This window comes from Kosakonia sp. AG348 (assembly GCF_003337365.1).
Taxonomy (GTDB): domain Bacteria; phylum Pseudomonadota; class Gammaproteobacteria; order Enterobacterales; family Enterobacteriaceae; genus Kosakonia.
In genome coordinates this window covers 498,430-525,199 of the sequence record NZ_QPJR01000001.1, presented here as the reverse complement: position 1 = coordinate 525,199, position 26,770 = coordinate 498,430, and the positions used below count along the sequence as shown (strand labels likewise).

29 protein-coding genes and 5 tRNA genes are annotated in these 26,770 nt (G+C 54.0%); 22 read left to right on the top strand and 12 right to left on the bottom strand.

Annotated features, from left to right (window positions below):
* Window positions 1–4: 4 nt before the first annotated feature.
* The 17 genes from cydB to pnuC all read left to right on the top strand — a co-directional run bounded on the left by cydB (window position 5) and on the right by pnuC (window position 10,283).
* A complete protein-coding gene (gene cydB, locus DFO56_RS02695; RefSeq protein WP_020457059.1) occupies window positions 5–1,144 on the top strand; it encodes a cytochrome d ubiquinol oxidase subunit II in 1,140 nt (379 codons plus the stop codon).
* 14 nt (window positions 1,145–1,158) lie between these two features.
* Complete coding sequence (cydX, locus tag DFO56_RS02690; RefSeq protein WP_004100325.1) at window positions 1,159–1,272, top strand: cytochrome bd-I oxidase subunit CydX; 114 nt, start codon at window positions 1,159–1,161, stop codon at window positions 1,270–1,272.
* Window positions 1,272–1,565: a cyd operon protein YbgE gene (ybgE, locus tag DFO56_RS02685; protein WP_020457060.1), complete on the top strand. Its 294-nt coding sequence runs from the start codon at window positions 1,272–1,274 to the stop codon at window positions 1,563–1,565. The genes cydX and ybgE overlap by 1 nt, the downstream gene beginning before the upstream one ends.
* A gap of 148 nt (window positions 1,566–1,713) precedes the next feature.
* Window positions 1,714–2,118 (top strand): tol-pal system-associated acyl-CoA thioesterase, encoded by a 405-nt coding sequence (ybgC, locus tag DFO56_RS02680; RefSeq protein WP_020457061.1) that lies wholly within the window; start codon window positions 1,714–1,716, stop codon window positions 2,116–2,118.
* Window positions 2,115–2,807: a Tol-Pal system protein TolQ gene (tolQ, locus tag DFO56_RS02675; protein ID WP_044489595.1), complete on the top strand. Its 693-nt coding sequence runs from the start codon at window positions 2,115–2,117 to the stop codon at window positions 2,805–2,807. The genes ybgC and tolQ overlap by 4 nt, the downstream gene beginning before the upstream one ends.
* Window positions 2,808–2,810: 3 nt before the next feature.
* A complete protein-coding gene (tolR, locus tag DFO56_RS02670; RefSeq protein ID WP_020457063.1) occupies window positions 2,811–3,239 on the top strand; it encodes a colicin uptake protein TolR in 429 nt (142 codons plus the stop codon).
* 39 nt (window positions 3,240–3,278) lie between these two features.
* Window positions 3,279–4,544, top strand: a complete 1,266-nt coding sequence (gene tolA / locus DFO56_RS02665; RefSeq protein ID WP_045509048.1) for a cell envelope integrity protein TolA — start codon at window positions 3,279–3,281, stop codon at window positions 4,542–4,544.
* Between the two features lie 127 nt (window positions 4,545–4,671).
* Complete coding sequence (tolB, locus tag DFO56_RS02660; protein WP_020457065.1) at window positions 4,672–5,964, top strand: Tol-Pal system beta propeller repeat protein TolB; 1,293 nt, start codon at window positions 4,672–4,674, stop codon at window positions 5,962–5,964.
* 33 nt (window positions 5,965–5,997) lie between these two features.
* On the top strand, window positions 5,998–6,510 hold the full coding sequence (gene pal / locus DFO56_RS02655; protein WP_017455955.1) for a peptidoglycan-associated lipoprotein Pal: 513 nt from the start codon (window positions 5,998–6,000) through the stop codon (window positions 6,508–6,510).
* A 9-nt stretch (window positions 6,511–6,519) separates the two neighbouring features.
* Window positions 6,520–7,326: a cell division protein CpoB gene (gene cpoB, locus DFO56_RS02650; protein WP_020457066.1), complete on the top strand. Its 807-nt coding sequence runs from the start codon at window positions 6,520–6,522 to the stop codon at window positions 7,324–7,326.
* 163 nt (window positions 7,327–7,489) lie between these two features.
* Window positions 7,490–7,565 (top strand) — tRNA-Lys (locus DFO56_RS02645).
* Between the two features lie 26 nt (window positions 7,566–7,591).
* Window positions 7,592–7,667 (top strand) — tRNA-Val (locus DFO56_RS02640).
* 3 nt (window positions 7,668–7,670) lie between these two features.
* A tRNA-Lys gene (locus DFO56_RS02635) sits at window positions 7,671–7,746 on the top strand.
* A 138-nt stretch (window positions 7,747–7,884) separates the two neighbouring features.
* A tRNA-Lys gene (locus DFO56_RS02630) sits at window positions 7,885–7,960 on the top strand.
* Between the two features lie 49 nt (window positions 7,961–8,009).
* Window positions 8,010–8,085 (top strand) — tRNA-Lys (locus DFO56_RS02625).
* Between the two features lie 396 nt (window positions 8,086–8,481).
* Window positions 8,482–9,525: a quinolinate synthase NadA gene (nadA, locus tag DFO56_RS02620; RefSeq protein ID WP_045514069.1), complete on the top strand. Its 1,044-nt coding sequence runs from the start codon at window positions 8,482–8,484 to the stop codon at window positions 9,523–9,525.
* A gap of 38 nt (window positions 9,526–9,563) precedes the next feature.
* The gene (pnuC, locus tag DFO56_RS02615; RefSeq protein ID WP_045513967.1) at window positions 9,564–10,283 is read left to right on the top strand and encodes a nicotinamide riboside transporter PnuC; all 720 of its coding nucleotides are present in this window, start codon (window positions 9,564–9,566) and stop codon (window positions 10,281–10,283) included.
* Here the strand turns inward: pnuC and zitB are convergent.
* Both zitB and DFO56_RS02605 read right to left on the bottom strand, forming a co-directional pair.
* Window positions 10,280–11,212, bottom strand: coding sequence for a CDF family zinc transporter ZitB (gene zitB, locus DFO56_RS02610; protein ID WP_045513969.1), 933 nt, complete (start codon window positions 11,210–11,212; stop codon window positions 10,280–10,282). The genes pnuC and zitB overlap by 4 nt on opposite strands.
* Before the next feature lie 127 nt (window positions 11,213–11,339).
* The gene (locus tag DFO56_RS02605) at window positions 11,340–11,717 is read right to left on the bottom strand and encodes a protein YbgS (protein ID WP_045513972.1); all 378 of its coding nucleotides are present in this window, start codon (window positions 11,715–11,717) and stop codon (window positions 11,340–11,342) included.
* A 318-nt stretch (window positions 11,718–12,035) separates the two neighbouring features.
* Between DFO56_RS02605 and aroG the strand changes: the two genes are divergently transcribed.
* Entirely contained in the window at window positions 12,036–13,088 is a 1,053-nt protein-coding gene (aroG, locus tag DFO56_RS02600; RefSeq protein WP_045513975.1) for a 3-deoxy-7-phosphoheptulonate synthase AroG, read from the top strand.
* 56 nt (window positions 13,089–13,144) lie between these two features.
* Here the strand turns inward: aroG and gpmA are convergent, their stop codons facing one another.
* From gpmA to modE, 9 genes are all read right to left on the bottom strand, one after another.
* Window positions 13,145–13,897, bottom strand: coding sequence for a 2,3-diphosphoglycerate-dependent phosphoglycerate mutase (gene gpmA / locus DFO56_RS02595; RefSeq protein ID WP_020457072.1), 753 nt, complete (start codon window positions 13,895–13,897; stop codon window positions 13,145–13,147).
* A gap of 207 nt (window positions 13,898–14,104) precedes the next feature.
* Window positions 14,105–15,145 carry a galactose-1-epimerase gene (galM, locus tag DFO56_RS02590; protein ID WP_020457073.1) on the bottom strand — a complete coding sequence of 347 codons (1,041 nt, stop codon included), beginning with the start codon at window positions 15,143–15,145 and terminating at the stop codon, window positions 14,105–14,107.
* The gene (galK, locus tag DFO56_RS02585; RefSeq protein ID WP_045513978.1) at window positions 15,139–16,287 is read right to left on the bottom strand and encodes a galactokinase; all 1,149 of its coding nucleotides are present in this window, start codon (window positions 16,285–16,287) and stop codon (window positions 15,139–15,141) included. The genes galM and galK overlap by 7 nt, the downstream gene beginning before the upstream one ends.
* Window positions 16,288–16,289: 2 nt before the next feature.
* A complete protein-coding gene (galT, locus tag DFO56_RS02580) occupies window positions 16,290–17,336 on the bottom strand; it encodes a galactose-1-phosphate uridylyltransferase (RefSeq protein ID WP_045513981.1) in 1,047 nt (348 codons plus the stop codon).
* Window positions 17,337–17,346: 10 nt separating this feature from the next.
* On the bottom strand, window positions 17,347–18,363 hold the full coding sequence (gene galE / locus DFO56_RS02575; protein ID WP_020457076.1) for a UDP-glucose 4-epimerase GalE: 1,017 nt from the start codon (window positions 18,361–18,363) through the stop codon (window positions 17,347–17,349).
* Window positions 18,364–18,580: 217 nt separating this feature from the next.
* The gene (locus DFO56_RS02570; RefSeq protein WP_233500364.1) at window positions 18,581–19,276 is read right to left on the bottom strand and encodes a site-2 protease family protein; all 696 of its coding nucleotides are present in this window, start codon (window positions 19,274–19,276) and stop codon (window positions 18,581–18,583) included.
* A gap of 3 nt (window positions 19,277–19,279) precedes the next feature.
* Window positions 19,280–20,200: a DUF2167 domain-containing protein gene (locus tag DFO56_RS02565; protein WP_045513985.1), complete on the bottom strand. Its 921-nt coding sequence runs from the start codon at window positions 20,198–20,200 to the stop codon at window positions 19,280–19,282.
* 175 nt (window positions 20,201–20,375) lie between these two features.
* Window positions 20,376–21,845, bottom strand: coding sequence for a molybdate ABC transporter ATP-binding protein ModF (gene modF / locus DFO56_RS02560; RefSeq protein WP_045513988.1), 1,470 nt, complete (start codon window positions 21,843–21,845; stop codon window positions 20,376–20,378).
* A gap of 67 nt (window positions 21,846–21,912) precedes the next feature.
* Window positions 21,913–22,701: a molybdenum-dependent transcriptional regulator gene (gene modE / locus DFO56_RS02555; RefSeq protein ID WP_045513991.1), complete on the bottom strand. Its 789-nt coding sequence runs from the start codon at window positions 22,699–22,701 to the stop codon at window positions 21,913–21,915.
* A gap of 164 nt (window positions 22,702–22,865) precedes the next feature.
* On the opposite strand from modE, the gene DFO56_RS02550 reads away from it, so the two are divergent.
* The 4 genes from DFO56_RS02550 to modC all read left to right on the top strand — a co-directional run bounded on the left by DFO56_RS02550 (window position 22,866) and on the right by modC (window position 25,721).
* Entirely contained in the window at window positions 22,866–23,015 is a 150-nt protein-coding gene (locus DFO56_RS02550; protein ID WP_017455971.1) for an AcrZ family multidrug efflux pump-associated protein, read from the top strand.
* A 181-nt stretch (window positions 23,016–23,196) separates the two neighbouring features.
* Window positions 23,197–23,970, top strand: a complete 774-nt coding sequence (gene modA / locus DFO56_RS02545; protein WP_045513994.1) for a molybdate ABC transporter substrate-binding protein — start codon at window positions 23,197–23,199, stop codon at window positions 23,968–23,970.
* A complete protein-coding gene (gene modB, locus DFO56_RS02540) occupies window positions 23,970–24,659 on the top strand; it encodes a molybdate ABC transporter permease subunit (protein WP_020457082.1) in 690 nt (229 codons plus the stop codon). The genes modA and modB overlap by 1 nt, the downstream gene beginning before the upstream one ends.
* A 3-nt stretch (window positions 24,660–24,662) precedes the next feature.
* Window positions 24,663–25,721 (top strand): molybdenum ABC transporter ATP-binding protein ModC, encoded by a 1,059-nt coding sequence (modC, locus tag DFO56_RS02535; protein ID WP_045513997.1) that lies wholly within the window; start codon window positions 24,663–24,665, stop codon window positions 25,719–25,721.
* A 110-nt stretch (window positions 25,722–25,831) separates the two neighbouring features.
* On the opposite strand, the gene DFO56_RS02530 is transcribed toward modC, so the two are convergent.
* A complete protein-coding gene (locus DFO56_RS02530; protein ID WP_045514001.1) occupies window positions 25,832–26,650 on the bottom strand; it encodes a pyridoxal phosphatase in 819 nt (272 codons plus the stop codon).
* Window positions 26,651–26,770 lie beyond the last annotated feature (120 nt).

Here is a 26,770-nt window from a genome sequence, read left to right as displayed (position 1 = left end):
TCAAATGATTGATTATGAAATATTACGTTTTATCTGGTGGCTGCTGGTTGGCATTCTGCTGATTGGTTTTGCGGTCACCGACGGCTTCGACATGGGCGTGGGGATGTTGACCCGCGTGCTGGGTCGTAGCGACACCGAACGCCGCGTGATGATCAACTCCATCGCGCCGCACTGGGACGGTAACCAGGTTTGGCTGATCACCGCTGGTGGCGCGCTGTTTGCGGCCTGGCCGATGGTTTACGCTGCCGCGTTCTCCGGTTTTTATGTGGCGATGATCCTTGTGCTCGCTTCACTGTTCTTCCGTCCGGTTGGTTTTGATTACCGCTCGAAGATTGAAGATATGCGCTGGCGTGGCATGTGGGACTGGGGCATTTTCATCGGCAGCTTTGTTCCGCCGTTGGTGATCGGTGTGGCATTCGGCAACCTGCTGCAGGGTGTGCCGTTCCATCTTGATAACGATATGCGCCTGTTCTACACCGGTAACTTCTTCCAGTTGCTGAATCCGTTTGGTCTGTTGGCCGGCGTGGTGAGCGTGGCGATGATCCTGACCCAGGGCGCGACATACCTGCAAATGCGTACCGTTGGCGAACTGCATCTGCGTGCCCGTGCCACGGTGCAAATTGCCGCGCTGGTTACGCTGGTTTGCTTCGCACTGGCGGGCGTGTGGGTGGTTTACGGTATCGACGGTTACGTGGTGACTTCCGCGATAGATCATCATGCCGCGTCTAACCCGTTGACCAAAGAAGTGGCGGTACAGGCGGGAGCCTGGCTGACTAACTTCAACAACATGCCTGTGTTGTGGCTGGTGCCGGCGCTGGGTGTGGTGTTGCCACTGCTGACCGTGCTGACGGCGCGTCTGGATAAAGCCGCCTGGGCGTTCGTGTTCTCTTCACTGACGCTGGCATGCATCATCCTGACTGCGGGTATCGCGATGTTCCCGTTCATCATGCCGTCAAGCACCATGCTGAAAGCAAGCCTGACCATGTGGGACGCGACATCGACGCAGCTGACGCTGAACTTGATGACCTATGTGGCGCTGGTTTTTGTACCGATTGTCCTGCTTTACACCATCTGGTGTTACTGGAAAATGTTCGGTCGCATCACCAAAGAGCACATTGAAAGCAATACCCACTCTATGTATTAAGTAAGGAGCAGAATATGTGGTATTTCGCATGGATTTTAGGAACGCTTCTTGCCTGTGCTTTCGGAGTGATTACCGCGCTGGCGCTGGAACATGTTGAAGCGACCAAAGCCGGGAAAGAAGAACACTGATGGAAAAAATTATCGCAAAACTCTATGCGGTAATGGACAAGGGCCCGTTAAGGGCCCTTTCCTTAATAATGGCATTACTGCTGGCGGGCTGTATCTTCTGGGATCCCTCCCGTTTCGCGGCCAAAACCAGCGAGCTGGAGATTTGGCACGGGCTGTTATTAATGTGGGCGGTATGCGCCGGTGTTGTTCACGGTGTTGGCTTTCGCCCGCGCGCGCTTCACTGGCAGGGTTTTTTCTGCCCGCCAGTCGCTTTTGTCGTAATGCTTGCCGGGCTTGTTTTCTTCTTCTTTTGAATAAGAAATATCCGCTATCCTCATGGGCTTGCAAAAGCCCATAAATTTTTACTCTCCGTTTACCTCAACCCATTCCAAAGCATCTTGCCCGCGCGTATAGTAGCGAAGTTTAAAAGCTCTAACTTTTTTTGCATTACCGGGATGTAAAGTGAATACAACGCTGTTTCGATGGCCGGTTCGGGTCTATTACGAAGATACCGATGTCGGTGGCATGGTTTACCATGCCAACTACGTTGCTTTTTATGAAAGAGCCCGCACTGAGATGCTGCGTCACCATCACTTGAGTCAACAGGCTCTGCTGGCTGAACGCATTGCGTTAGTGGTACGCAAAATGACGTTGGAGTATTTTGCACCCGCCAGACTCGACGACATGCTCGAAGTCCAAACGGAAATTACATCAATGCGCGGAACCTCGATGGTTTTCTCGCAGCGGATTGTCAATGCAGAGAATAAAGTGCTGAACGAAGCTGAAGCGCTGATTGTCTGTGTTGATCCACTCTTAATGAAGCCTCGTGCGCTTCCCAAGTCTATTGTCGCGGAGTTTAAGCAGTGACTGACATGAACATCCTTGATTTGTTCCTGAAGGCTAGCCTTCTGGTCAAACTTATCATGTTGATTTTGATTGGTTTTTCTATCGCATCCTGGGCCATTATTATCCAGAGAACGCGCATCCTCAACGCTGCAGGGCGCGAAGCGGAAGCCTTCGAAGACAAGTTTTGGTCCGGTATTGAACTGTCTCGTCTGTATCAGGAAAGCCAGGGACGCCGTGATAATTTAAGCGGTTCGGAACAAATTTTTTATAGCGGTTTCAAAGAGTTTGCCCGTCTGCACCGCGCAAATAGCCACGCGCCAGAAGCGATTGTTGAAGGGGCATCAAGAGCGATGCGTATTTCGATGAACCGCGAACTGGAAACGCTGGAAAACCATATTCCTTTCCTTGGTACCGTAGGTTCTATTAGCCCGTATATCGGCCTGTTCGGTACGGTATGGGGGATCATGCATGCCTTTATCGCGCTGGGCGCGGTGAAGCAGGCTACGCTGCAAATGGTTGCGCCTGGTATCGCCGAAGCGTTGATCGCAACAGCTATCGGTCTGTTTGCAGCCATTCCTGCGGTTATGGCTTATAACCGACTGAACCAGCGTGTGAACAAACTGGAACTGAATTACGACAACTTTATGGAAGAGTTCACGGCTATTCTGCATCGCCAGGCATTTGCCAGCAGCGACAGCAGCAAGGAGTAAGCCATGGCCAGATCGCGTGGACGGGGCCGTCGTGACCTCAAGTCTGAAATCAACATCGTACCGTTGCTGGACGTGTTGCTGGTGCTGCTGCTGATCTTTATGGCGACGGCACCGATCATTACGCAAAGCGTAGAGGTTGATCTGCCGGATGCGACACAGTCGCAAACCGTCAGTACCAATGACGATCCTCCGGTCATTATTGAGGTTTCCGGTATCGGACAGTACAGCGTGGTGGTGGAAAAAGATCGTATGGATCAACTGCCGCCGGAGCAGGTGATTGCGGAGGCGCAGCGTCGCCTGCAATCCAATCCGAAAACCGTGTTCTTAATCGGCGGGGCGAAAGATGTGCCGTACGATGAAATCATTAAAGCGCTGAACCTGTTACATAGCGCGGGTGTGAAATCAGTCGGCTTGATGACGCAGCCTATCTGAGCACCGGCTTAACAGGCGGACAGTTTTTGGGAACCGAGAGTGTCAAAGGCAACCGTACAAAACGACAAGCTTAAGCGAGCAATAATCATTTCGGCTGTGCTACACGTAATTCTTGTGGCGCTGCTGATCTGGAGCTCGTTTGATGAGCATATTGATGCTTCTTCAGGCGGTGGCGGTGGCTCTGCGATTGATGCGGTGATGGTCGATCCGGGCGCTGTGGTGGAAAATTACAACCGCCAGCAGCAGCAGCAAGCCAGTGCGCAGCGCGCCAAAGAGCAGCGTGAAAAACAGGCGCAACAGCAAGCGGAAGAGCTGCGTGAAAAGCAGGCTGCCGAGCAGGAGCATTTAAAACAGCTGGAGCAGGAGCGTTTACAGGCGCAGGAAGCGGCGCGCGAACAGGCTGAGCAGCAGAAAAAAGCGGAAGAGGCGGCAAAACAGGCTCAACAGCAGCAGAAACAAGCTGAAGAGGCGGCCGCGAAAGCCGCAGCTGACGCAAAAGCAAAAGCGGACGCGCAGGCAAAAGCAGCAGAAGAAGCTGCGAAGAAAGCGGCTGCCGACGCGAAGAAAAAAGCGGAAGCCGAAGCCGCGAAAGCTGCCGCAGACGCACAGAAAAAAGCCGAAGCGGAAGCGGCGAAAGCAGCTGCTGATGCGAAGAAAAAAGCCGAGGCCGAAGCCGCGAAAAAAGCGCAGGCTGAAGCGGCTAAACAAGCTGCCGCCGAAAAAGCGGCAGCGGAGAAAGCCGCCGCAGCGGAGAAAGCGGCTGCTGAAAAGGCTGCAGCCGAAAAAGCCGCCGCTGAAAAAGCTGCCGCCGAGAAAAAAGCTGCAGCAGCAAAAGCCGCTGCCGATAAAAAAGCGGCTGCAGAGAAGGCCGCAGCCGCCAAGAAAGCCGCCGCCGAGAAAGCAGATGCCGCAGGCGTTGACGATCTGTTTGGTGATTTAAGCTCCGGTAAGAATGCACCGAAAACGGGTGGTGGAGCGAAAGGGAATGGCCAGCCAGCAAAAGATTCAGGACAATCCGGCGCTAATGGTGGTGCAACAGGTACGGATATTAGTGCGTATGCAAAACAAATCCAGGTCGCGATTGAAAGCCGTCTTTACGGATCAGATTTGTACCGTGGTAAGTCTTGCGTTCTCCATATTAATCTCGGACCTGATGGAACGCTGCGTGATATTACTTCGGAAGGTGGCGATCCTGCCTTATGCCAGGCTGCATTGACTGCCGCTAAAACGGCCAGAATTCCTAAACCGCCGAGCCAGGCTGTTTATGAACGAGTAAAAGATGCCAAGTTAGACTTCAAACTGTAATGTTCTTTCCTTTACAAGGGTAGATCAGCAGCTACGGTTGACATTGAGCATTGATAGTATTGTCTATTGAGTTTGTTAAAATTCTGCTAAATTATCGCGGGTTTTCCGCCCGGATAAGGGAGATATGATGAAGCAGGCATTACGTGTTGCATTTGGTTTTCTAATGCTGTGGGCAGCTGTGCTGCACGCAGAAGTACGTATCGAGATCACCCAGGGGGTGGACTCGGCACGCCCGATCGGCGTTGTGCCTTTCCAGTGGGCTGGGCCTGGCGCTGCGCCTGAGGATGCTGGTGGTATCGTTGCTGCGGATCTGCGCAACAGCGGCAAATTCAATCCACTCGATCGTTCACGTCTGCCGCAGCAGCCTGGCAGCGCTCAGGAAGTGCAGCCAGCAGCGTGGTCAGCTCTGGGCATTGACGCGGTGGTTGTCGGCCAGGTGACCCCGAATCCTGATGGCAGCTACAATGTCGCTTATCAGCTGGTGGATACCGGTGGCGCACCGGGAACGGTACTGGCGCAAAACTCCTTTAAAGTGAACAAACAGTGGCTGCGTTACGCCGCTCACGCTGCCAGTGACGAAGTGTTCCAGAAACTGACCGGCATTAAAGGCGCGTTCCGTACCCGTATTGCTTATGTTGTGCAGACCGCTAACAGCCAGTTCCCGTATGAACTGCGCGTTTCCGACTATGACGGTTACAACCAGTTCCTGGTGCATAAATCTCCGCAGCCGCTGATGTCTCCGGCATGGTCACCAGATGGCTCAAAACTGGCATACGTGACGTTTGAAAGCGGTCGTTCTGCACTGGTTATCCAGACACTGGCTAACGGCAGTGTTCGTCAGGTTGCTTCGTTCCCGCGTCACAACGGCGCACCGGCGTTCTCGCCGGACGGTTCTAAACTGGCATTCGCACTGTCGAAAACCGGTAGCCTGAACATTTACGTAATGGACATTGGTTCTGGCCAGATCCGCCAGGTGACCGATGGTCGCAGCAACAATACGGAGCCGACCTGGTTCCCGGATAGCCAAACCCTGGCATTCACTTCTGACCAGGCTGGGCGTCCGCAGGTTTATAAAGTGGGTCTTAATGGCGGCGCAGCACAGCGTATCTCATGGCAGGGTTCTCAGAACCAGGACGCGGATATCAGCAGCGACGGCAAATTTATGGTGATGGTTAGCTCTGACGGTGGTCAGCAGCACATCGCTAAACAAGATCTGGAAGCGGGTGGCGTACAGGTTCTGACGTCAACGTTCCTGGATGAAACGCCAAGTCTGGCACCTAACGGCACAATGGTAATCTACAGCTCTTCTCAGGGGATGGGATCCGTGCTGAATCTGGTTTCTACAGATGGGCGTTTCAAAGCGCGTATTCCGGCGACTGATGGACAGGTTAAATTCCCTGCCTGGTCTCCGTATCTGTAATAATAAATAATTGATTATAAAGGAATCAAAGAAATGCAACTGAACAAAGTGCTGAAAGGCCTGATGCTGGCTCTGCCTGTAATGGCGATCGCTGCATGTTCTTCTCACAAGAATGCAAGCGACCAGAGCGGCGAAGGCATGATGGGTGCTGGCACTGGCATGAACGGTAGCGGTAACATGTCCTCCGAAGAACAAGCGCGTCTGCAAATGCAACAACTGCAGCAGAACAACATTGTTTACTTCGATCTGGACAAATATGACATCCGTTCTGACTTCGCAGCGATGCTGGATGCTCACGCTAACTTCCTGCGTAGCAACCCGTCCTACAAAGTTACCGTTGAAGGTCACGCTGACGAACGTGGTACTCCGGAATACAACATCTCCCTGGGCGAACGTCGTGCTAACGCCGTTAAAATGTACCTGCAGGGTAAAGGCGTTTCCGCTGACCAGATCTCCATCGTTTCTTACGGTAAAGAAAAACCTGCAGTACTGGGTCACGACGAAGCGGCTTACGCTAAAAACCGTCGCGCCGTACTGGTTTACTAAGAGAATTGCATGAGCAGTAACTTCAGACATCATCTGTTGAGTCTGTCGTTACTGGTTGGCATAGCGGCCCCCTGGGCCGCTAATGCTCAGGCGCCAATCAGTAGTGTCGGCTCAGGCTCGGTCGAAGACCGCGTCACTCAACTCGAGCGTATTTCCAATGCTCACAGCCAGCTTTTAACTCAACTCCAGCAACAACTCTCCGATAATCAGGCCGATATTGATACGCTTCGTGGGCAAATCCAGGAAAATCAATATCAACTGAACCAGGTGGTTGAACGCCAACAGCAAATTTTGCAGCAGATAGGCAATCTTAGCAGTGGCGGTGCGGCGGGGCAGACGCAGCAGACATCCGGCGATCAGAGCGGGGCGGCAACGCAGGCTCCGGCAGCGGATTCTGGTGCCAACACGGGGGCGGCGAATACTGGCGCGCCCGTACAAAGTGGTGATGCCAATACCGATTACAATGCTGCGGTTGCGCTGGTGCAGGATAAATCCCACCAGGATGAAGCTATCGCTGCATTCCAGAATTTCGTCAAAAAATACCCTGATTCAACCTACATACCGAATGCCAACTACTGGCTCGGGCAGTTGAATTACAACAAGGGCAAAAAAGACGATGCTGCTTATTACTTCGCTTCAGTGGTGAAAAATTTCCCGAAGTCGCCTAAAGCGCCAGACGCTATGTACAAGGTCGGCGTGATTATGCAAGACAAAGGGGATACAGCAAAAGCGAAAGCGGTCTACCAGCAGGTGGTCAGTAAATACCCTGGTACCGAAGGTGCTAAACAAGCGCAAAAACGTCTTGGTTCGATGTAATGCATAGCACATGACCAGAAATCGAGCTTTTTCTGGTCTTGTCGCATGAATCATAAGCAGTTAAGTGATATTCATCGAAATTGTTGTTGCGCTGAATTCTTAAATCAGTAATATATGCCGCCGTTGCCAAGGGATATCATACAGACCAGAAGCAACGCAAAGTGGGTCGTTAGCTCAGTTGGTAGAGCAGTTGACTTTTAATCAATTGGTCGCAGGTTCGAATCCTGCACGACCCACCACGTAAAGCAGTATCCAGCGTAGTATCGGGTGATTAGCTCAGCTGGGAGAGCACCTCCCTTACAAGGAGGGGGTCGGCGGTTCGATCCCGTCATCACCCACCACTCGGGTCGTTAGCTCAGTTGGTAGAGCAGTTGACTTTTAATCAATTGGTCGCAGGTTCGAATCCTGCACGACCCACCAATTTAACATCCATCCAATGGTGTTAAACGTGAAGGATAACGTTGCGTCAGCAGCGTCCGGCTAAAAGCGAGCCATCCTGCACGATCAGCCACGTAATGTGGTCACAGATAAAATTATCTTCGAAGTCGCTACCCGTATGGGTCGTTAGCTCAGTTGGTAGAGCAGTTGACTTTTAATCAATTGGTCGCAGGTTCGAATCCTGCACGACCCACCAATTTAACATCATATTGGCGCCGGTTAACTTCGAAGAACAATCCCGAAAGGGGTCGTTAGCTCAGTTGGTAGAGCAGTTGACTTTTAATCAATTGGTCGCAGGTTCGAATCCTGCACGACCCACCAATGTAAAAAAGCGCCCTAAAGGCGCTTTTTTGCTTTCTGCCGGAGTTGAAGATTCGACAAAATTGTCAGGATCAATTTTGAACAGCGCGCAGCGTTGGACCGCAGGACGAGTCTCAGGATGAAATGAGTAACTCTGCAGCAGGTTCGGGTCTCACGTAGTGAGACAAGGTCGCCGCTTGCGGCGACGACCCGAAGGGCGAGCAAAGCGGTCACCCACCACTATAAATATGGCGCCGGCAGCGCTTTTTTGCTTTCTGCTATTCCACAAAAATTCCCCACGACATTTTTTGTCCAATCAGCTATCTTGTTTAGTATATAAAACACCGGTGCGCTAATGACGTCACGCATTTGCGTTGTTCTGGTAATTAAGTTAAGCAAGCAAAACGAGTAAGCATGATGAGCGTAATGTTTGATCCTGAAACCGCAATCTATCCGTTCCCGCCTAAACCCGCACCGCTAAACCTGCACGAGAAGCAGTTTTACCGCGAGAAAATCAAGCGCTTGCTCAAAGAGCGGGATGCGGTGATGGTTGCACACTACTATACCGACCCGGAAATTCAGCAACTGGCGGAGGAGACCGGCGGTTGTATCTCTGATTCACTGGAGATGGCGCGTTTCGGTGCCAGACATTCCGCCTCAACGCTGCTGGTGGCTGGCGTACGTTTTATGGGGGAAACCGCCAAAATCCTCAGCCCTGAAAAAACCATCCTGATGCCGACATTGCATGCGGAATGCTCGCTTGATCTCGGCTGTCCGGTTGAAGAGTTCAGCGCCTTTTGCGATGCGCACCCGGATCGCACCGTGGTGGTTTACGCCAACACCTCTGCTGCCGTGAAAGCGCGTGCCGACTGGGTTGTAACCTCAAGTATTGCGGTAGAGTTAATTGAGCATCTCGACAGCCTTGGCGAGAAAATTATCTGGGCTCCGGATCGTCATCTCGGCAACTATGTACAAAAACAGACTGGTGCGGATGTGCTGTGCTGGCAGGGTGCGTGCATCGTGCATGACGAATTTAAAACGCAGGCGCTGACGCGCATGAAAGCGCTCTATCCTGATGCTGCCATCCTCGTGCATCCTGAATCGCCGCAGTCAGTCGTGAATCTGGCAGATGCAGTCGGCTCAACCAGCCAGCTTATCGCTGCGGCAAAAACACTGCCGAATAAGCAACTTATCGTCGCGACCGATCGCGGTATCTTTTACAAAATGCAGCAGGCCGTGCCGGAAAAAGAGTTACTGGAAGCGCCAACCGCGGGTGAGGGGGCGACGTGCCGCAGTTGCGCGCATTGCCCATGGATGGCGATGAACGGTCTGAAAGCTATCGCTGAAAGCCTGGAAAATGGTGGCGCGGAGCATGAAATCCACGTTGATGCCGCGCTGCGTGAAGGCGCGCTGCTGCCGCTTAACCGTATGCTCGATTTTGCGGCTACACTACGTTCTTAGTGAATAATCAATGCGTAGCAATACGCTGTGGGGAAAGAATGGATTTTTTTAGTACGCAGAACATCCTGGTGCATATCCCGATTGGCACCGGTGGGTACGATCTTTCATGGATTGAAGCCACAGGCACACTGGCCGGTTTATTGTGTATCTGGCTCGCCAGCCTTGAGAAGATCAGTAATTACGCGTTTGGTCTGATCAACGTGACGCTGTTTGCGATTATTTTCTTCCAGATCCAGCTGTATGCCAGCTTACTGCTGCAGCTGTTTTTCTTTGCCGCCAACATTTATGGCTGGTATGCCTGGTCACGGCAAACCTCGCAGAATGAAGCTGAATTGCAAATCCGCTGGCTACCGTTACCCAAAGCGATGAGCTGGCTGGCGGTATGCGTGGTGGCGATTGGTTTGATGACTTTCTTTATCGATCTGGTCTTTGCATTCCTGACGAAAATTGCCGTGGCCGTCATGCAAACCTTAGGGCTGAATGTGGTCATGCCGCAATTGCAGCCCGATGCGTTCCCGTTCTGGGACTCCTGCATGATGGTGCTCTCCATCGTGGCGATGATCCTGATGACGCGCAAATACGTTGAGAACTGGCTGCTGTGGGTGGTGATTAACGTGATAAGCGTGGTGATTTTCGCACTGCAGGGCGTCTGGGCGATGTCGCTGGAGTATCTGATCCTGACCTTTATCGCTCTTAACGGCAGTAGAATGTGGATTAACAGCGCGCGTGAGCGGGGTTCTCACGCGCTTTCGCATTAATGCGAGTGTGAATGGTGGTGCTCAGGCTGCGCCTCGCCCAGATGGCAGTCTGGCCCGCTACAGGGCTGGTACTCCATCTGCACCGTTGCATGCTCAATCTCATAATGATGTGCCAGAAAGTGGTGGATCTCACCCAGCAGCTTGTCATGGTCGCGCGGTGGGATCACCTGCACATGCAGCGTCATGAGCGGTTTTTCACCCACCAGCCAGACATGCACGTGGTGAACATCACGCACCTCCGGAATAGCACGTCGCAGATGTCGCTGTAGCGCGCCAATATCCATCGAGCCCGGCGCACCTTCCAGCAACTCGTTAACGCTCTCTTTCATTAGCCGCCAGGCGCTGCGTAACACCAGCGCGGAAACCAGCACCGAAAGTATCGGGTCAATCGGCGTCCAGCCGGTGAACAAAATCACCAGTGCCGCAGCGATGGCTCCGACAGAACCGAGTAAGTCCCCCAGCACATGCAGTGCGGCAGCACGGACATTCAGGTTCTTCTCCTCGCTTCCCCGGTGCAGTAACCAGAACGCCAGCACGTTGGCCACAAGCCCGGCAATCGCAATCACCATCATGGTTAAGCCTGCAACGGGCTGCGGATGGGTGAAACGCTGAATCGCTTCCCAGACAATCCACACGGTAATCAGCACCAGCGCCAGCGCATTGATGAATGCTGCAAGCGTGGTCAAACGTAGCCAGCCAAACGTACGGTTAGCGCTGGGTGGCTGGCGCGCAAAGTAAACCGCTAATAACGCAAAAAGCAGCGCGGCGGCGTCCGTCAGCATATGGCCGGCATCGGCCAGCAGCGCCAGCGATCCGGAAACCAGGCCGCCGACCACTTCGATAACCATAAAAACGGCAGTAACGATAAACGCCAGCAGCAGGCGGCGGGCGTTGGCATCAGCGGGAGTGTGCGAGTGTGAATGCGCCATGGACAGGTCGTTCCTTGTAATTATTTTAACGCCTTACATCATTACAGATTTTTCAGTTTGCGGGGGAGACGGGAGAGAAAAAAGTAAGGAGAGCCGAAGCTCTCCCTGATGATTAATGCACCGGATTTTACTGGGTTGTGCCGTCGGTTTTCTTATCGACGCTATGGTTGTTACCGCTTTCGGTTTCAACCTTTTTGTTCACATCCGGGCAGCGGCCATCTTTACACATGGTGTTTTTATGCACCTGATCTTTGCTCATATGCTGCTTAGCGCTGTGTTGAGAGGTCGAGTTGGTATTCATGCTACCGCTGTTGATCTGGCTGTTATCCACATTGTTTGGCGCAACATTCTGTTTGGCGTCCGGTGCCGGTTGGCCTGCAGCCGCTGCGGCATTGGCATCACCGTTACTCTCGGTAGAAGAGGCTGCGTCGGCCGCGTAGGCTGCGCCACCTGCGAAAGTCAGCGTCGTCGTCAGTAAAAGTGTCGCTAATTTATTCATTTTCATCATGATGCTCCTGTTCCGGTCGTTTTTACCGCCGTTGAGGCTGGTAAAAGCAGCGCGAACGAATTATCACGCTCAGTGGTTAAAGATACCATTCATGCGCGGTATGGCAGCATAGAATAGCGATAAAATGAAAAATAGTAGTGTTAACAGTTAAAAAGTGTAGCGCTGATATCACCACTCGCTACTTTTTAACGCGATTTGGCCGCATTCCAGGAATTATCCGGTCGAAGTGTAAAATCGCGTTTACACTTCGCCGCCGACGAGATAGATTGGAAAGATTGCATTCATCAAAAAAAGTATGGCCAGACTGGAACGAACATGAATTATCAGAACGACGATTTACGTATTAAAGAGATCAATGAGTTATTACCTCCAGTAGCACTCCTTGAAAAATTTCCCGCCACTGAAACCGCCGCCAATACGGTTTCGCATGCCCGCAAAGCGATTCATAAAATCCTGCGTGGAAATGATGATCGTCTGCTGGTGGTTATCGGTCCGTGCTCCATTCACGATCCTGCGGCGGCGAAAGAGTATGCTTCGCGCCTGCTGGCTTTGCGTGAAGCGTTAAAAGACGATTTAGAAATCGTTATGCGCGTTTACTTCGAAAAACCGCGTACCACAGTGGGCTGGAAAGGGCTGATTAACGATCCGCACATGGATAACAGTTTCCGGATTAACGACGGTTTGCGTATTGCGCGTAAGCTGCTGCTGGAAATTAATGACAGCGGTTTACCGGCGGCGGGGGAGTTCCTCGATATGATCACCCCGCAATACATGGCCGATCTGATGAGCTGGGGAGCGATTGGCGCGCGTACGACGGAATCGCAGGTGCATCGCGAGCTGGCTTCCGGCCTCTCATGCCCGGTGGGGTTCAAAAACGGCACCGATGGCACCATTAAAGTCGCCATTGACGCGATTAACGCCGCAGGTGCGCCGCACTGCTTCTTATCCGTCACCAAATGGGGCCACTCCGCCATTGTAAACACCGCCGGTAACGGTGATTGCCACATCATTCTGCGCGGCGGTAAAGAGCCAAACTACAGCGCGAAACATGTCGCGGAAGTAAAAGTGGGTCTGCAGAAAGCGGGCCTGGAGCCGCAGGTGATGATTGACTTCAGTCATGCTAACTCCAGCAAGCAGTTCAAGAAGCAAATGGAAGTGGGCGCGGATGTGTGCCAGCAGATCGCAAGCGGTGAAAAAGCCATTATCGGTGTGATGATTGAAAGCCATCTGGTGGAAGGCAACCAGAGCCTGGAGAGCGGTGAACCGCTGGTGTACGGTAAAAGTGTTACCGACGCCTGCATCGGCTGGGACGATACCGAAACTATTTTGCGCCAGCTCGCGGCGGCAGTGAAAGCGCGCCGCAGTTAACGGTTGCACAAATAAAAAAGCGTGGAATTTTCCACGCTTTTTTTATCAGCGAAAACTTACTTCGCTTTACCCTGGTTTGCTACCGCAGCAGCTTTTGCAGCGATCTCGTCTGCGTTACCCAGGTAGTAGTGTTTCAACGGTTTGAAGTTTTCGTCGAACTCGTAAACCAGCGGTACGCCAGTCGGGATGTTCAGTTCGAGGATCTCTTCTTCGCTCATGTTATCGAGGTATTTCACCAGCGCGCGCAGGGAGTTACCGTGAGCGGCGATGATCACGCGCTCACCGCTTTTCAGGCGCGGCAGAATGGTGTCGTTCCAGTAAGGGATCACGCGATCGATGGTCAGCGCCAGGCTTTCGGTCTGCGGCAGCTCGGCATCGGTCAGTTTTGCGTAGCGCGGATCGTGACCCGGGTAACGTTCGTCATCTTTGGTCAGCGCCGGCGGTGTAACAGCAAAGCCACGACGCCACTGTTTAACTTGCTCGTCACCATATTTTTCAGCGGTTTCAGCTTTGTTCAGACCCTGCAACGCACCGTAATGACGCTCGTTGAGTTTCCAGCTTTTCTCTACCGGTAACCACGCCTGATCCAGCTCGTCCAGCACGTTCCACAGCGTATGGATGGCACGTTTCAGCACAGAGGTATAAGCAAAATCGAAGGTGTAGCCTTCCTCTTTCAGCAGTTTGCCTGCCGCTTTTGCTTCGCCAACGCCTTTTTCGGACAGATCAACATCGTACCAACCGGTGAAGCGGTTTTCGTTGTTCCACTGGCTTTCGCCATGACGAACCAGAACCAGCTTAGTAACAGCCATACACTTACTCCTGTGAGCCTGATTGAATGATAACAATTCTCATTATATTGCCGTGGAGGTGCTCCCGGCAACGGTTACCCTTAACCATAGCGAAAATAGCCGCCGAGTGTAAGGTGCTTGTGAATCAGGGGTTATGGTTTTGTCGATAAGTGGCGCATATTTCAGCAAAACGGGTAAAAAAAGCCCTCCGGCAGGAGGGCGGGGGGATTACTGCGCAATAAAGTGGTATTCCGTCAGGCTGACATAAACGTCGCCAGGCAGTAAGAAGCAGTCCGGCTGCGGGAAATCCGGACGGTTCGGGCTGTCGGGCAAAAACTCGCTCTCCAGCGCCAGGCCCTGCCACGCGTCATAGGTTTTGCCGCCGCGCGCAGGCGTTCCTTCCAGATAATTACCGGAATAGAACTGGAGCGCAGGCGCGCTGGTATACACCGTCATTTGCAGCTGTTTGTCCGCCGACCACAACTGCGCGGCGGGCTGGCTGACGTCGCCTTTTGCCTGCAATAAAAAAGCATGGTCGTAACCTTTCACCACGCGCTGATCGTCCTCAGCCAGAAAATCCTGCGCCACGGTTTTCGGGGTACGGAAATCAAAACTGGTCCGCTCAACGTCTTTTAACCCGTCTGTCGGAATGCCCATCTCATCGACCGGTAGATAAGCATCCGCGAGCAGTTGCAACGTGTGGTTGCGAACATCCGACTGCTCACCATCAAGGTTAAAATAAGCGTGGTTAGTCAGGTTGATCGGGCACGGTTTGTCAGTCGTTGCCCGGTATTCAATGGCGAGACGGTTATCGTCGCCGAGTCGGAAATGCGCCCGGGTATGAACGTTACCCGGGAATCCCTGGTCGCCATCCGCTGAATTCAGGACAAAGACCACTTCGTTATCATTTTGCCGCTCTATCAACCAGCGCCGTTTATCGAACCCTTCCGGGCCGCCATGCAGCTGGTTTTCACCCTGGCTGGGCGTCAACGTATAGGTGTGGCCATCCAGCGTGAACCGGCTTTTGGCAATACGGTTGGCGTAACGGCCGACCGACGCGCCGAGATACGCTGTCTGTTGCAGGTAGTGTTCCGGTGTGGCGCAGCCCAGCAGCGCTTCACGCACGGAACCATCTTTTAACGGTACGCGCGCAGATAACAGCGTCGCGCCCCAGTCCATCAATGTCACCACCATCCCGGCGCTATTGCGCAGGGTGATCAGGCGAAAGGGCAGCCCGTCCGGGGCTGCTGCAGAAGCTTCGTTTAGCACTGTCCTGCTCCCTGTGAAGGTTTGCAAACATAGAAGGTTTCTTTGATACCGGTTTTCGCTTCGTACTGGCTCTCAACAGCCTTTTTGACTGCCGGTACGAGGTTTTCTGGCATCAGCGCGACGATGCAACCGCCGAAACCGCCGCCGGTCATGCGCACGCCGCCCTGGTCACCAATGGTCGTTTTGACAATCTCAACCAGCGTATCGATCTGCGGGACGGTAATTTCAAAATCATCACGCATTGATGCGTGGGATTCTGCCATCAGCACGCCCATGCGTTGCAGATCGCCTTTCTCCAGCGCAGCCGCGGCTTCCACGGTACGGGTGTTTTCGGTCAGCACGTGGCGCACGCGTTTGGCGACCAGCGGATCCAGCTCATGCGCCACCGCATTGAACTGATCAATGCTGACATCGCGCAGCGCTTTTTGCTGGAAGAAGCGCGCGCCGGTTTCGCACTGCTCGCGGCGCGTGTTGTACTCGCTGCCAACCAGGGTGCGTTTAAAGTTACTGTTAATGATGACGATCGCCACGCCTTCCGGCATCGACACCGCTTTGGTGCCAAGCGAACGGCAATCGATCAGCAGCGCGCTGCCTTTTTTGCCCAGCGCCGAGATAAGCTGATCCATGATGCCGCAGTTACAGCCGACAAACTGGTTTTCCGCTTCCTGACCATTGAGGGCAATTTGCGCGCCATCCAGCGGCAGATGATAAAGCTGCTGGAACACCGTACCGACCGCCACTTCCAGCGAGGCAGAAGAACTCAGGCCCGCACCCTGTGGCACATTGCCGCTGATAACCAGATCCGCGCCGCCAAAACTGGCATCGCGTTTTTGCAGGTGTTTTACCACGCCGCGCACGTAGTTCGACCACTGCTGGCTGTCGTGGGTCACAATTGGCGCATCCAGCGAGAACTCATCGCTCTGGTTGTCATAATCGGCGGCAATTACCCGAACGATGCGGTCAGTACGCGGTGCGCAGCTGATCACCGTCTGGTAATCAATGGCGCACGGCAGAACAAAACCGTCGTTATAGTCGGTGTGTTCGCCAATCAGGTTCACACGACCCGGTGCCTGAATTGTGTGGGTGGCAGGGTAGCCGAATTTTTCAGCAAACAGGGATTGTGTGTTCTCTTTCAGACTCATTGTTATTCTCCGGATTCGCGAAAATGGATATCACTGACCGCGCGCAGACGTTCGGCGGCTTGCTCCGCCGTCAGGTCACGCTGGGTTTCGGCCAGCATTTCATAGCCGACCATAAATTTACGCACCGTGGCGGAGCGCAGCAGCGGCGGGTAGAAATGCGCGTGCAGTTGCCAGTGGTCATTCTCTTCGCCGTTAAATGGCGCGCCGTGCCAGCCCATCGAGTAGGGGAACGAGCACTGGAACAGGTTGTCATAACGGCTGGTCAGTTTTTTCAATGCCAGCGCTAAATCGCGGCGCTGTTCATCGCTTAAATCAGTGATGCGCTGTACCTGCGCTTTCGGCAGCAGCAAGGTTTCAAACGGCCACGCCGCCCAGTAAGGAACGACTGCCAGCCAGTGCTCCGTTTCCACCACCGTACGGCTGCCATCGTTCAGCTCGCGCTTTACGTAGTCCAGCAACATCGGGGAGTGATACCGGGCGAAATAGTCGCGTTGCAGGCGATCTTCACGATCCACTTCATTCGGCAGGAAGCTGTTGGCCCAGACTTGCCCGTGCGGATGCGGGTTGGAACAACCCATCGCCGCACCTTTATTTTCAAACACCTGTACCCACGGGTACTGCTGGCCCAGCTCAGCGGTTTGCTGTTGCCAGGTTTTCACCACCGCTTCCAGCGCATCCACGCTCAGTTCCGGCAGCGTTTTGCTGTGATCCGGCGAGAAACAAATCACCCGGCTGGTGCCGCGCGCACTCTGGCTGCGCATCAGCGGATCGTCGCTTACCGGCGCGTCTGGCGTATCGGTCATCAACGCGGCGAAGTCGTTGGTGAACACATAAGTGCTGGTGTAATCCGGATTTTTATCCCCGGTTACGCGGGTATTGCCCGGGCAGAGGAAACAGTCCGGATCGTGCGCCGGCAGGGTTTGTTTCGCAGGCGTCTCTTGCGCCCCTTGCCAGGGGCGTTTTGCGCGGTGCGGAGAAACCAGGATCCACTGGCCGGTCAGCGGGTTATAACGGCGATGCGGGTGATCGACCGGATTAAATTGCGTCATTACCATTCCTTTAATCGGGATAGCCCTGCGGGTGGCGTGACTGCCAGCGCCAGGTATCTTCTGCCATTTCGTCAAGCGTACGGGTTACGCGCCAGTTCAGCTCTTTATCCGCTTTGCTGGCATCGGCCCAGTAAGCCGGGAGATCGCCCTCGCGGCGCGGCGCATAGTGCCAGGCCACCGGTTTGCCGCAGGCTTTACTGAAGGCGTTCACCACATCCAGCACGCTGCTGCCGACGCCCGCGCCAAGGTTATAAATATGCACGCCCGGTTTGCCGGCCAGTTGTTGCATGGCCGCAACATGCCCGTCCGCCAGATCCATCACATGGATGTAATCCCGCACGCCGGTGCCGTCTGGCGTCGGGTAATCACTGCCGAAAATTGCCAGTGAATCGCGGCGGCCAACCGCAACCTGGGCGATATACGGCATCAGGTTGTTCGGGATGCCCTGCGGATCTTCGCCCATATCGCCTGACGGATGGGCGCCAACCGGGTTGAAATAGCGCAGCAGCGCAATGCTCCACTCCGGCTGCGCTTTTTGCAGGTCGGTGAGGATCTGTTCCACCATCAGCTTGCTTTTACCATAGGGACTTTGCGGCGTGCCGGTCGGAAAGCTTTCCACGTAAGGGATTTTCGGCTGGTCGCCGTAAACGGTGGCGGAGGAGCTGAAAATGAAGTTTTTAACATTCGCGGCGCGCATCGCGTTAATCAGGCGCAACGTGCCGTTGACGTTGTTGTCGTAATACTCCAGCGGCTTCGCTACGGATTCACCAACGGCTTTCAGCCCGGCGAAATGAATCACCGCTTCAATAGCATGATCGTGCAGGATCTCTGCGAGCAGCGCTTCATCGCGAATGTCGCCTTCAACGAACAGCGCGGCTTTTCCGCCAAAGCGCTCAATCTCATTGAGCACGCTGCGCTTACTGTTACAGAGATTGTCGAGAATGATAACGTCGTGGCCGTTTTGCAGCAGTTGGACGCAGGTATGACTTCCAATGTAACCGCTACCACCTGTAACCAGAACTCGCATATTTCCCTCCATAAAGCATTTGATATGAACAAACCTTAGCATAACAGAGAGGTGAAAACTGTGACATGGGATAAATTAGTGGAATCGTTTACACTCAATTTTCTGCCAGCCGGTTTGTGGGGTAAACGCCAGAAAAACCCCGCAATAGCGGGGTTCGTCCGACGCAAGTAAAAAGTCTTAAAAATGGTGTCACTGCGGTGCAGCAACGCAGGCGGCGTCAGCGAAAGCCGGATAACGCCTCGTGGAGGTTATAAGTCATCAGGGAGAGCCAGGCAATCAGCCCGAAGTACAAAAGCGTATATTCCAGACGTTTGCCAGGGGTCAGCGTGTCGAGATTCGGTTGATCATGGCGCCGTGCCCAGATTTGTGATGCCGCGAGAAAGCACACCAGCAGTAACAGCGGGCTCGGGTGAAGATAAAAGAAACCCAGCAGTACGGGAATGCCCAGATACCAGATCTTGCGCGAGATGGCGACGGTAATGCGCCCGCCATCCAGCGGTGGCACGGGGATCAGGTTAAACAGATTAAGCACAAAACCTGAATAGGCCACCGCCATCAATAGCGAACTGTGGAAATACTCCGCCAGATAGTAGCAACCGAGGGCGGCAAGCGAGCCGAGCAGCGGGCCGGCAATGCCGACCCAGGCTTCGGTTTCCGCATCTGGCAGTTCATCTTTCAACGTGATCCAGGCACCCACGAAGGGGATAAACATCGGTAATCCCGTCGCTAAACCACGTTGACGCGCCGCCAGATAGTGTCCCAGCTCATGGCAAAACAGCAGCACCACAAACCCTGTCGCATAAGGCCAGCCGAAGGCGAGCGCATAGGTAGCGATCGACAGCAGCATGGTGGCCCCGGAAAGGAAAAACTTCCCGAGGCTGGCCCCTTTAAGCAGCAGCAAGAGCATGCTCATGGCTTACTCGGCTTTTTTGCGAAACAGCATTTTTTTCACACCCATGCCGAATGCTGCCACGGCGATCAGGCCAAGTTTCCAGAACTTCAGCAGCGTCACACCGATAAGCGCCAGCAGGCCCAGTTTTTTTGCCGCCAGGCCGCCAATCAGCGCCGCCAGGCCATATTCGGCAATCTTGTCGGTAGAAGCATTAAAATCGCTGTATTTTTTGCCGTCGTTAAAGGTCACGGCATTGAGTAACGTTTTGGCGAGCGGTTTTTCCTGCTCAACGGTGCCGCGATCGGTTACCAGGTTTAACGACAGATAACCTTCACGACCCAGCAGATAGGTGTTGTAGTTAACCCCTTGTTCTTTTTCCGGCACATTGCTGCCAATATCGCGGATTGCCGCAGACCAAATCAGGCGATGCGTGGCCGCCTCGTAGGTGGGTTTTTCTACCCAACCCAACACTTCAATTGGCGGGATGCCTTTTTCACTACGCTCTTTATTGCCGGCTTTGGTGCCCTCCTGCAAATTACTCAGCAGTTCGTCGGCGTCCCAGTCTTTGGCATCGTCATCTTTGATATAACCGGCATTGGCATATTCAATGGAAACAAAGCCCGAAATATCATTGCTAAATACCAGCCCATAAAAAGAGTTGTTATCAACATGGTTGCCCAGCGCACGCATAAATACCGCTGCCTGCTGCGATGGAATATAAGCGAAACCTTCAGGCAGGTTCAGAATCGCCTGATTACCGAGATCAATTTTATGCGGGCCGTGAATACTGGCACGCTGCATATTTTCAACGGCTTGCTTTAATTGTGCTTCCTGACCGGAGGCGGGTGTTTGCGCATTCTCATCGGCGACAGCGGCACTGCCGAAACCCAGTAACAGCGCCGCAGCCAGAGAAATGGCGCGGGTCATGCGGAGGAATTGATTCATCATAGTCCCGTAATTTTTTACCCGGCGTCCATCGACGGGCTTTTTTCTTGCCATAACAAAAACTGGCCGCCGACAATTTTATGTTGCCAACTGACCAGTCAGAGATCGTTATTATGTTGCTTATTTAAAGCGGGGCTATTACATCATATCCGGCGAAATGGAACCATCCCCCTAATTATTGTGGTGTAAGTTGATAACGATATCCGTCGCCCTCTGGTACAAATTCAAGCCGGTGGGTAATACAAGCGGGCGCGTCTCCGGCGTGGTGCGAAACAAATAACAACTGGGTTTCACCTTCGCTAATTAATACATCAACAAAGCGGCGAATAAGCTGGCGGTTTAAAGGATCAAGACCCTGTAACGGTTCATCAAGAATGAGCAGCGTTGGGTGCTTGACCAGCGCACGCACAATCAGCGCCAGCCGCTGCTGACCCCAGGAGAGGCTATTAAACGGTGCGTCGGCGGTGCGCGCATCGAAACCTAAAATATCCAGCCAGCGCTGTGCCAGTTTGTGCTGCTTATCCGAAACGGCCTGGTAAATGCCAATCGAGTCGAAATAGCCAGAGAGGATCACATTGCGCACGTTGGTGCTGACGCGGTAATCCAGATGCAGGCTGCTGCTGACATAGCCAATATGCTTTTTGATATCCCAGATGGTTTCACCGCTGCCGCGACGACGGCCAAACAGGGACAAATCGTTGCTGTAGCCCTGCGGATGATCGCCGGTTATCAGGCTTAATAGTGTCGATTTGCCCGCGCCGTTCGGGCCGACGATCTGCCAGTGCTCGCCGGGCTTTACCGTCCATGAAAGGTGATCGATGATTGGCCGGTCGTTATAAGAGACGACGCCATCGTTCAGCACGATAAGCGGCGCGTCTGCGTTCAATGTTTCGCGCGCCGGGGGCGCATCCGGTTCCGGCAACGTGATACCGGATAATTTTTCGCTGTGGGCTAACTGGGCGATCAACGCTTGTTGCAGCAGGGTTGCTTTTTCTCCGGTCTCTGTGAGCGAGCAATCCACCAGAACCCCGGCGTGTTGTACGAAGTCCGGGATCTCATCAAAGCGGTTCAGCACCAGCACCAGCGTAAAGCCATCAGCATTGAGGCGCGCGAGCAGTTCTGCCAGTTGCTGGCGTGAATGGACGTCAAGCCCGTCGAAAGGCTCGTCAAGGATCAGTAAATCCGGTTCGGCCATCAGGGCCTGGCAGAGCAGCGTTTTCCGGGTTTCGCCGGTCGAAAGGTATTTAAAGCGCCTCTCCAGCAGATGCGAGATGCCAAACTGCGCCGCCAGTTGTGCGCAGCGCTGCGCGTCTTGCACTTCATCCTGAATAATCTCGGCGGTGGTACGCCCGGTATCCTCTTCATCGGGGCTGAGCATATCGGTGTTATTGCGCTGCCACTCGTCGATGACCAGCTTTTGCAACTGCTCAAAAGAGAGGCGGGTGAGGCGGGTAAACTGGCACTGGCGTTCACCTTTCAGTAAGGTCAATTCCCCCGCCAGCGCGCGAGCCAGCGCTGACTTGCCGCTGCCATTCGCGCCGACAAAAGCCCAGCTTTCGCCAGCGCATAGCGCCAAGTGTTCAATGTGCAGCGTGCGGGTGTCGCTAAGACGAAACGTGCCTTGCGAAATTTGCAATGATGACATTATGTATCCCATTTATTGCAGCGTAGAAACTCAGGGATACGTGCAATGGGCTATCTTGTCAATGCGATTAGCATAACGTGGCGATAATCACGCGATCGGCATTAAAATATGCGGTCACTTCGCTCTGTTCCTGCAAATTATCCATCTCTTGCGTCGGCACGGTGGCGCAGAGCAACTGGCCGTCAGGCAGCGTCATCAGCACCTCACTTTGCTGCTCGCCGCGCTCAATATGGCTGATGCGCCCGGTAAGCTGGTTATCGGCCTGCGCGGCGCGTTTGGCATCCTGCGTAATGCTCACCCACGGCGCTTTCAGCAGCACCAGCACCTCTTTGCCTTCGTCGAGGCCCAGGCGTTCGCTGCTTTGCGCGGTAATAGCGACTTTGAGGCGGGTTTCACCGTCTGCCAGCAGCACGTCGACATGTTGCTGCACGTGGGCGTGGTCGCGCGCGGTAATGGTGCCAAACCACTGATTGCGGGCGCTGGTCTGCAACGAGAAACGCGAAATCGCCGCCAGCAGGCTGTTTAAAGGCAGGGCGTCATCATCACTCAGCACGTCAAACGCTTTTTGCTGGATTTGCGCCAGCAGATCGTAAAGCTCAATTAAGCGCTGCCCGTAGCGCGTCACCACTGCGCCGCCACCGCCTTTGCCGCCGGTCGCGCGGTCAACCAGCGTCTGTTCGCTGAGTTGGTTCATCTCATTAATGGCATCCCAGGCGCTTTTATAACTGATACCGGCGTTCTTCGCGCCCTGGCTGATGGAGCCGGTTTCAACAATCTGCTTGAGCAGAGAAATACGGCGCGGATCGGCAAAAAGGCGCTGCTGGAGTTTGAGTGTGAGGAGAATTTCAGCCTGCATTACGCAATGTCCTGGCAAAAGAACTATTGTGAAGGAAAACCGTCACTACGCCTAGCCTGATGCCGGTGAATGCGCATAACGCTGCGAGGCCAATCGCACAAAAGGCGAGTGTTTATCACCTGAATCAGGCTAGAATGCCTCGTTCACAATTTCTGGAGACGACTATGTTTGAGTTGTTGAAAAGCCTGGTGTTTGCCGTCGTCATGGTGCCTGTCGTGATGGCGATTATTCTGGGGCTGATTTATGGTCTGGGTGAAGTGTTTAACGTGTTTTCTGGCGTCGGTCGCCGCGACCAAAGCCGTCAGCAACGCTGATCCTCTCTTGCAAACGCCCGCTTTCGCGGGCGTTTATCTGTCAGATATTCAAGATCTCCTTACTTCCTGCCGATATATTTATATAGGTTGCTAATTCTTGATGGGTATTACCTAACCGCCGGGAAACTCTGGTAATATCGTTATGTTTTTACGTATATAACGACACTCACAGGAGTTCCAGATGGCACGTACATGGTTACGCCTTTTTGCCGCGGCGACATTAACGCTCTCCGTTGCCGGGCATGCGCTGGCGGATGAAGGTAAAATTACCGTTTTTGCAGCGGCATCACTGACCAACGCAATGCAGGATATTGCGGCGGCCTATAAAAAAGAGAAAAACGTTGAGGTGGTCTCCTCGTTTGCTTCTTCTTCTACTCTGGCGCGCCAGATCGAAGCGGGAGCGCCAGCGGATCTGTTTATTTCAGCCGATCAGAAATGGATGGATTACGCAGTAGATAAAAAAGCTATCGATACCGCAACCCGCGCAACACTGCTCGGTAACAGCCTGGTGGTTGTGGCACCCAAAAACAGTGCGCAGGGCGATATCGTTATTAATGCTAAAACCGACTGGAACAGTCTGCTGAAAGGCGGGCGTCTGGCCGTTGGCGACCCGGAACATGTTCCGGCGGGGATTTATGCCAAAGAAGCGTTGAACAAACTGGGCGCATGGGAAACCCTGTCGCCGAAGCTGGCTCCGGCGGAAGATGTGCGCGGTGCGCTGGCGCTGGTGGAGCGCAGCGAAGCGCCGCTTGGCATTGTCTACGGCTCGGACGCGGTTGCCAGTAAAGGGGTGAAAGTGGTCGGGACCTTCCCGGAAGATTCACACCAAAAAGTTGAGTACCCGCTGGCTATTATCGACGGCCATAAAAACGCGACGGTAACGGCGTTTTATGACTATCTGAAAGGCCCGCAGGCTTCTGAAATCTTTAAACGTTACGGATTTACTACGCACTAATGATATTGACGGATCCCGAATGGCAGGCGGTATTGCTGAGCCTGAAAGTCTCATCCCTGGCAGTGGTTTTCAGTTTGCCGTTTGGGATCTTTTTTGCCTGGCTGCTGGTGCGCTGCACGTTTCCGGGCAAAGCGCTGCTCGACAGTGTGCTGCACCTGCCGCTGGTGCTGCCGCCGGTGGTAGTGGGGTATTTATTACTGGTGGCGATGGGGCGACGTGGTTTCATTGGTCAGTGGTTGTATGACTGGTTTGGTATCACCTTTGCCTTTAGCTGGCGCGGCGCGGTGCTGGCCGCAGCGGTGATGTCGTTCCCGCTGATGGTGCGCGCTATCCGTCTGGCGCTGGAGGGCGTAGATACCAAACTGGAGCAGGCAGCCCGCACGTTAGGTGCCGGGCGCTGGCGCGTTTTTCTCACCATTACGTTACCGCTTACTTTGCCGGGAATTATCGTTGGCACGGTGCTGGCCTTTGCCCGTTCACTGGGTGAATTTGGCGCGACGATCACCTTTGTTTCCAATATTCCGGGCGAAACCCGCACCATTCCCTCTGCAATGTACACCCTGATTCAGACGCCCGGCGGTGAAGGCGCGGCGGCGCGGTTATGTATTATCTCGATAGTGCTGGCACTGGTTTCGCTGTTGGTTTCCGAATGGCTGGCCCGCATTAGCCGCGAAAGGACAGGGAGGTAAGTTATGCTGGAACTCAATTTCACCCAGACACTGGGTACGCATCGCTTACGCATTGCTGAAACGCTGCCTGCCAGCGGCATCACCGCGATTTTTGGCGTTTCGGGCGCCGGGAAAACCTCGTTGATCAACGCGATTGGCGGCCTGACACACCCACAGCAAGGGCGGATAGCGCTGAATAATCGCGTGCTGTTTGATACCGAAAGCAAGATTTGCCTGCCGCCGGAGAAGCGGCGTGTCGGCTATGTTTTCCAGGACGCGCGGCTGTTTCCCCATTACAAAGTGCGCGGCAACCTGCGTTACGGCATGGCCAAATCCATGGCTGGTCAGTTCGACAAACTGGTGGCGTTACTCGGTATTGAACCGTTGCTGGATCGTTTACCCGGTGGGCTTTCCGGCGGCGAAAAGCAGCGTGTGGCGATTGGCCGTGCGCTGTTAACCGCGCCGGAATTGCTGCTGTTGGATGAACCGCTGGCGTCGCTGGATATTCCTCGTAAGCGCGAGTTGCTGCCGTACCTGCAACGGCTGGCCCGGGAGATCAATATTCCAATGCTGTACGTCAGCCACTCCCTGGATGAAATCCTGCATCTGGCAGATAAAGTGATGGTGCTGGAGGCGGGAGAAGTAAAAGCCTTCGGCAGCCTGGAAGATGTCTGGGGCAGCCGCGTGATGAACCCGTGGTTACCGGCGGAGCAGCAAAGTAGCGTGTTGAAAGTGGTGGTGCTGGAGCACCATCCGCACTATGCGATGACGGCGCTGGCGCTTGGTGATCAGCATATTTGGGTTAACAAGGTCGACCTTCCGCTGCAAAGCGCGCTGCGGATCCGTATTCAGGCGACAGATGTTTCGCTGGTGCTGCAGCCGCCGATGAATACCAGTATCCGTAATATTCTGCGTGCGAAAGTGGCGCAATGTTTTGATATCGACGGCCAGGTGGAAGTGCAACTGGAAGTAGGCAGCCGCACCCTGTGGGCGCGCATCAGTCCGTGGGCCAGAGATGAGCTGGCCGTGAAGCCGGGTCAGTGGTTATATGCGCAAATCAAAAGCGTGTCGATAACCGCCTGATCGCCGGATGCGCCGCCTGCGATGCATTGTGGGCGGTCATCAGCCCGCGCCCGGTATTAGCCCCTGACGCAGGAGCATAAGCTTTTCACCCGGCTAATCCGGACGGGGGTTTACAGCAGTTCTTTGTAGATAAATTGCGCAATGCTGTCGACGGTGTTGTCGCCAATCACCACGTTAGCATGGGCTTTTACCGCGTCATCGGCATTGCCCATCGCCACGCCGACACCAGCGGCTTCCAGCATGCTGATATCGTTATAGTTATCACCAAACGCCACCACGTCCTTCATCGATAGCCCCTGTGACGCCACCCATTCGCTCAGACGTTTGCCTTTGCTGTTGCCCGCGCGGGCGATATCGACTTGATCATGCCATGACCATTCGCACTCCAGCCCCAGCGTTTGCTCCACGTGGTGGGCAAAATTTTTCAGTTTCTGCGTGTCGGTATCGGTGAGCGCGAATTTCCAGATAGCCTCTACCTCCTGTGCCGCTGTGCGCAGGGAAGCCACTTGCCGGAAGACCGGGCGCTGCTCTGGCGGCAACTGTTGCGCCCAGGTGTTGGTGCGCTCAACATGGCCGGTTGGCTTTTCATACAGCATGGCGTTGTCGACGTACATCAGACCGTGAACCGCGTGCTCAGCAAGCAGTGTGATCAACTGCTGCGCCTGTAAAACCGGCAACGGATCGGCGCTTAACACTTTTTTTGCATGATAATCATACAAATAAGTGCCATTACAACAAATTGCAGGTGTATCCAGCGCCAGTGCCTGATAAAAAGGGTGGATGGCAACATGATGCCGACCTGTCACGATAATCAGTTGATGACCGGCGGCTTTTGCGCGAGCCAGCGCTTCAAGGGATGAGGGCAGAAGCGTTTTTTTCGGGGTCAGTAGCGTACCGTCTAAATCCAGTGCAATCACGCGCGAAGTCATATCGTATTCCGTGGTCGATGTTGAAATTCAAATGTCGGGGGATGGTACACCGGGTCACCGGCTGCGCAAAATCTCCGGGTAAAATTCAGCATCAACCAACAAAAGCAGCTATCCTGGTTA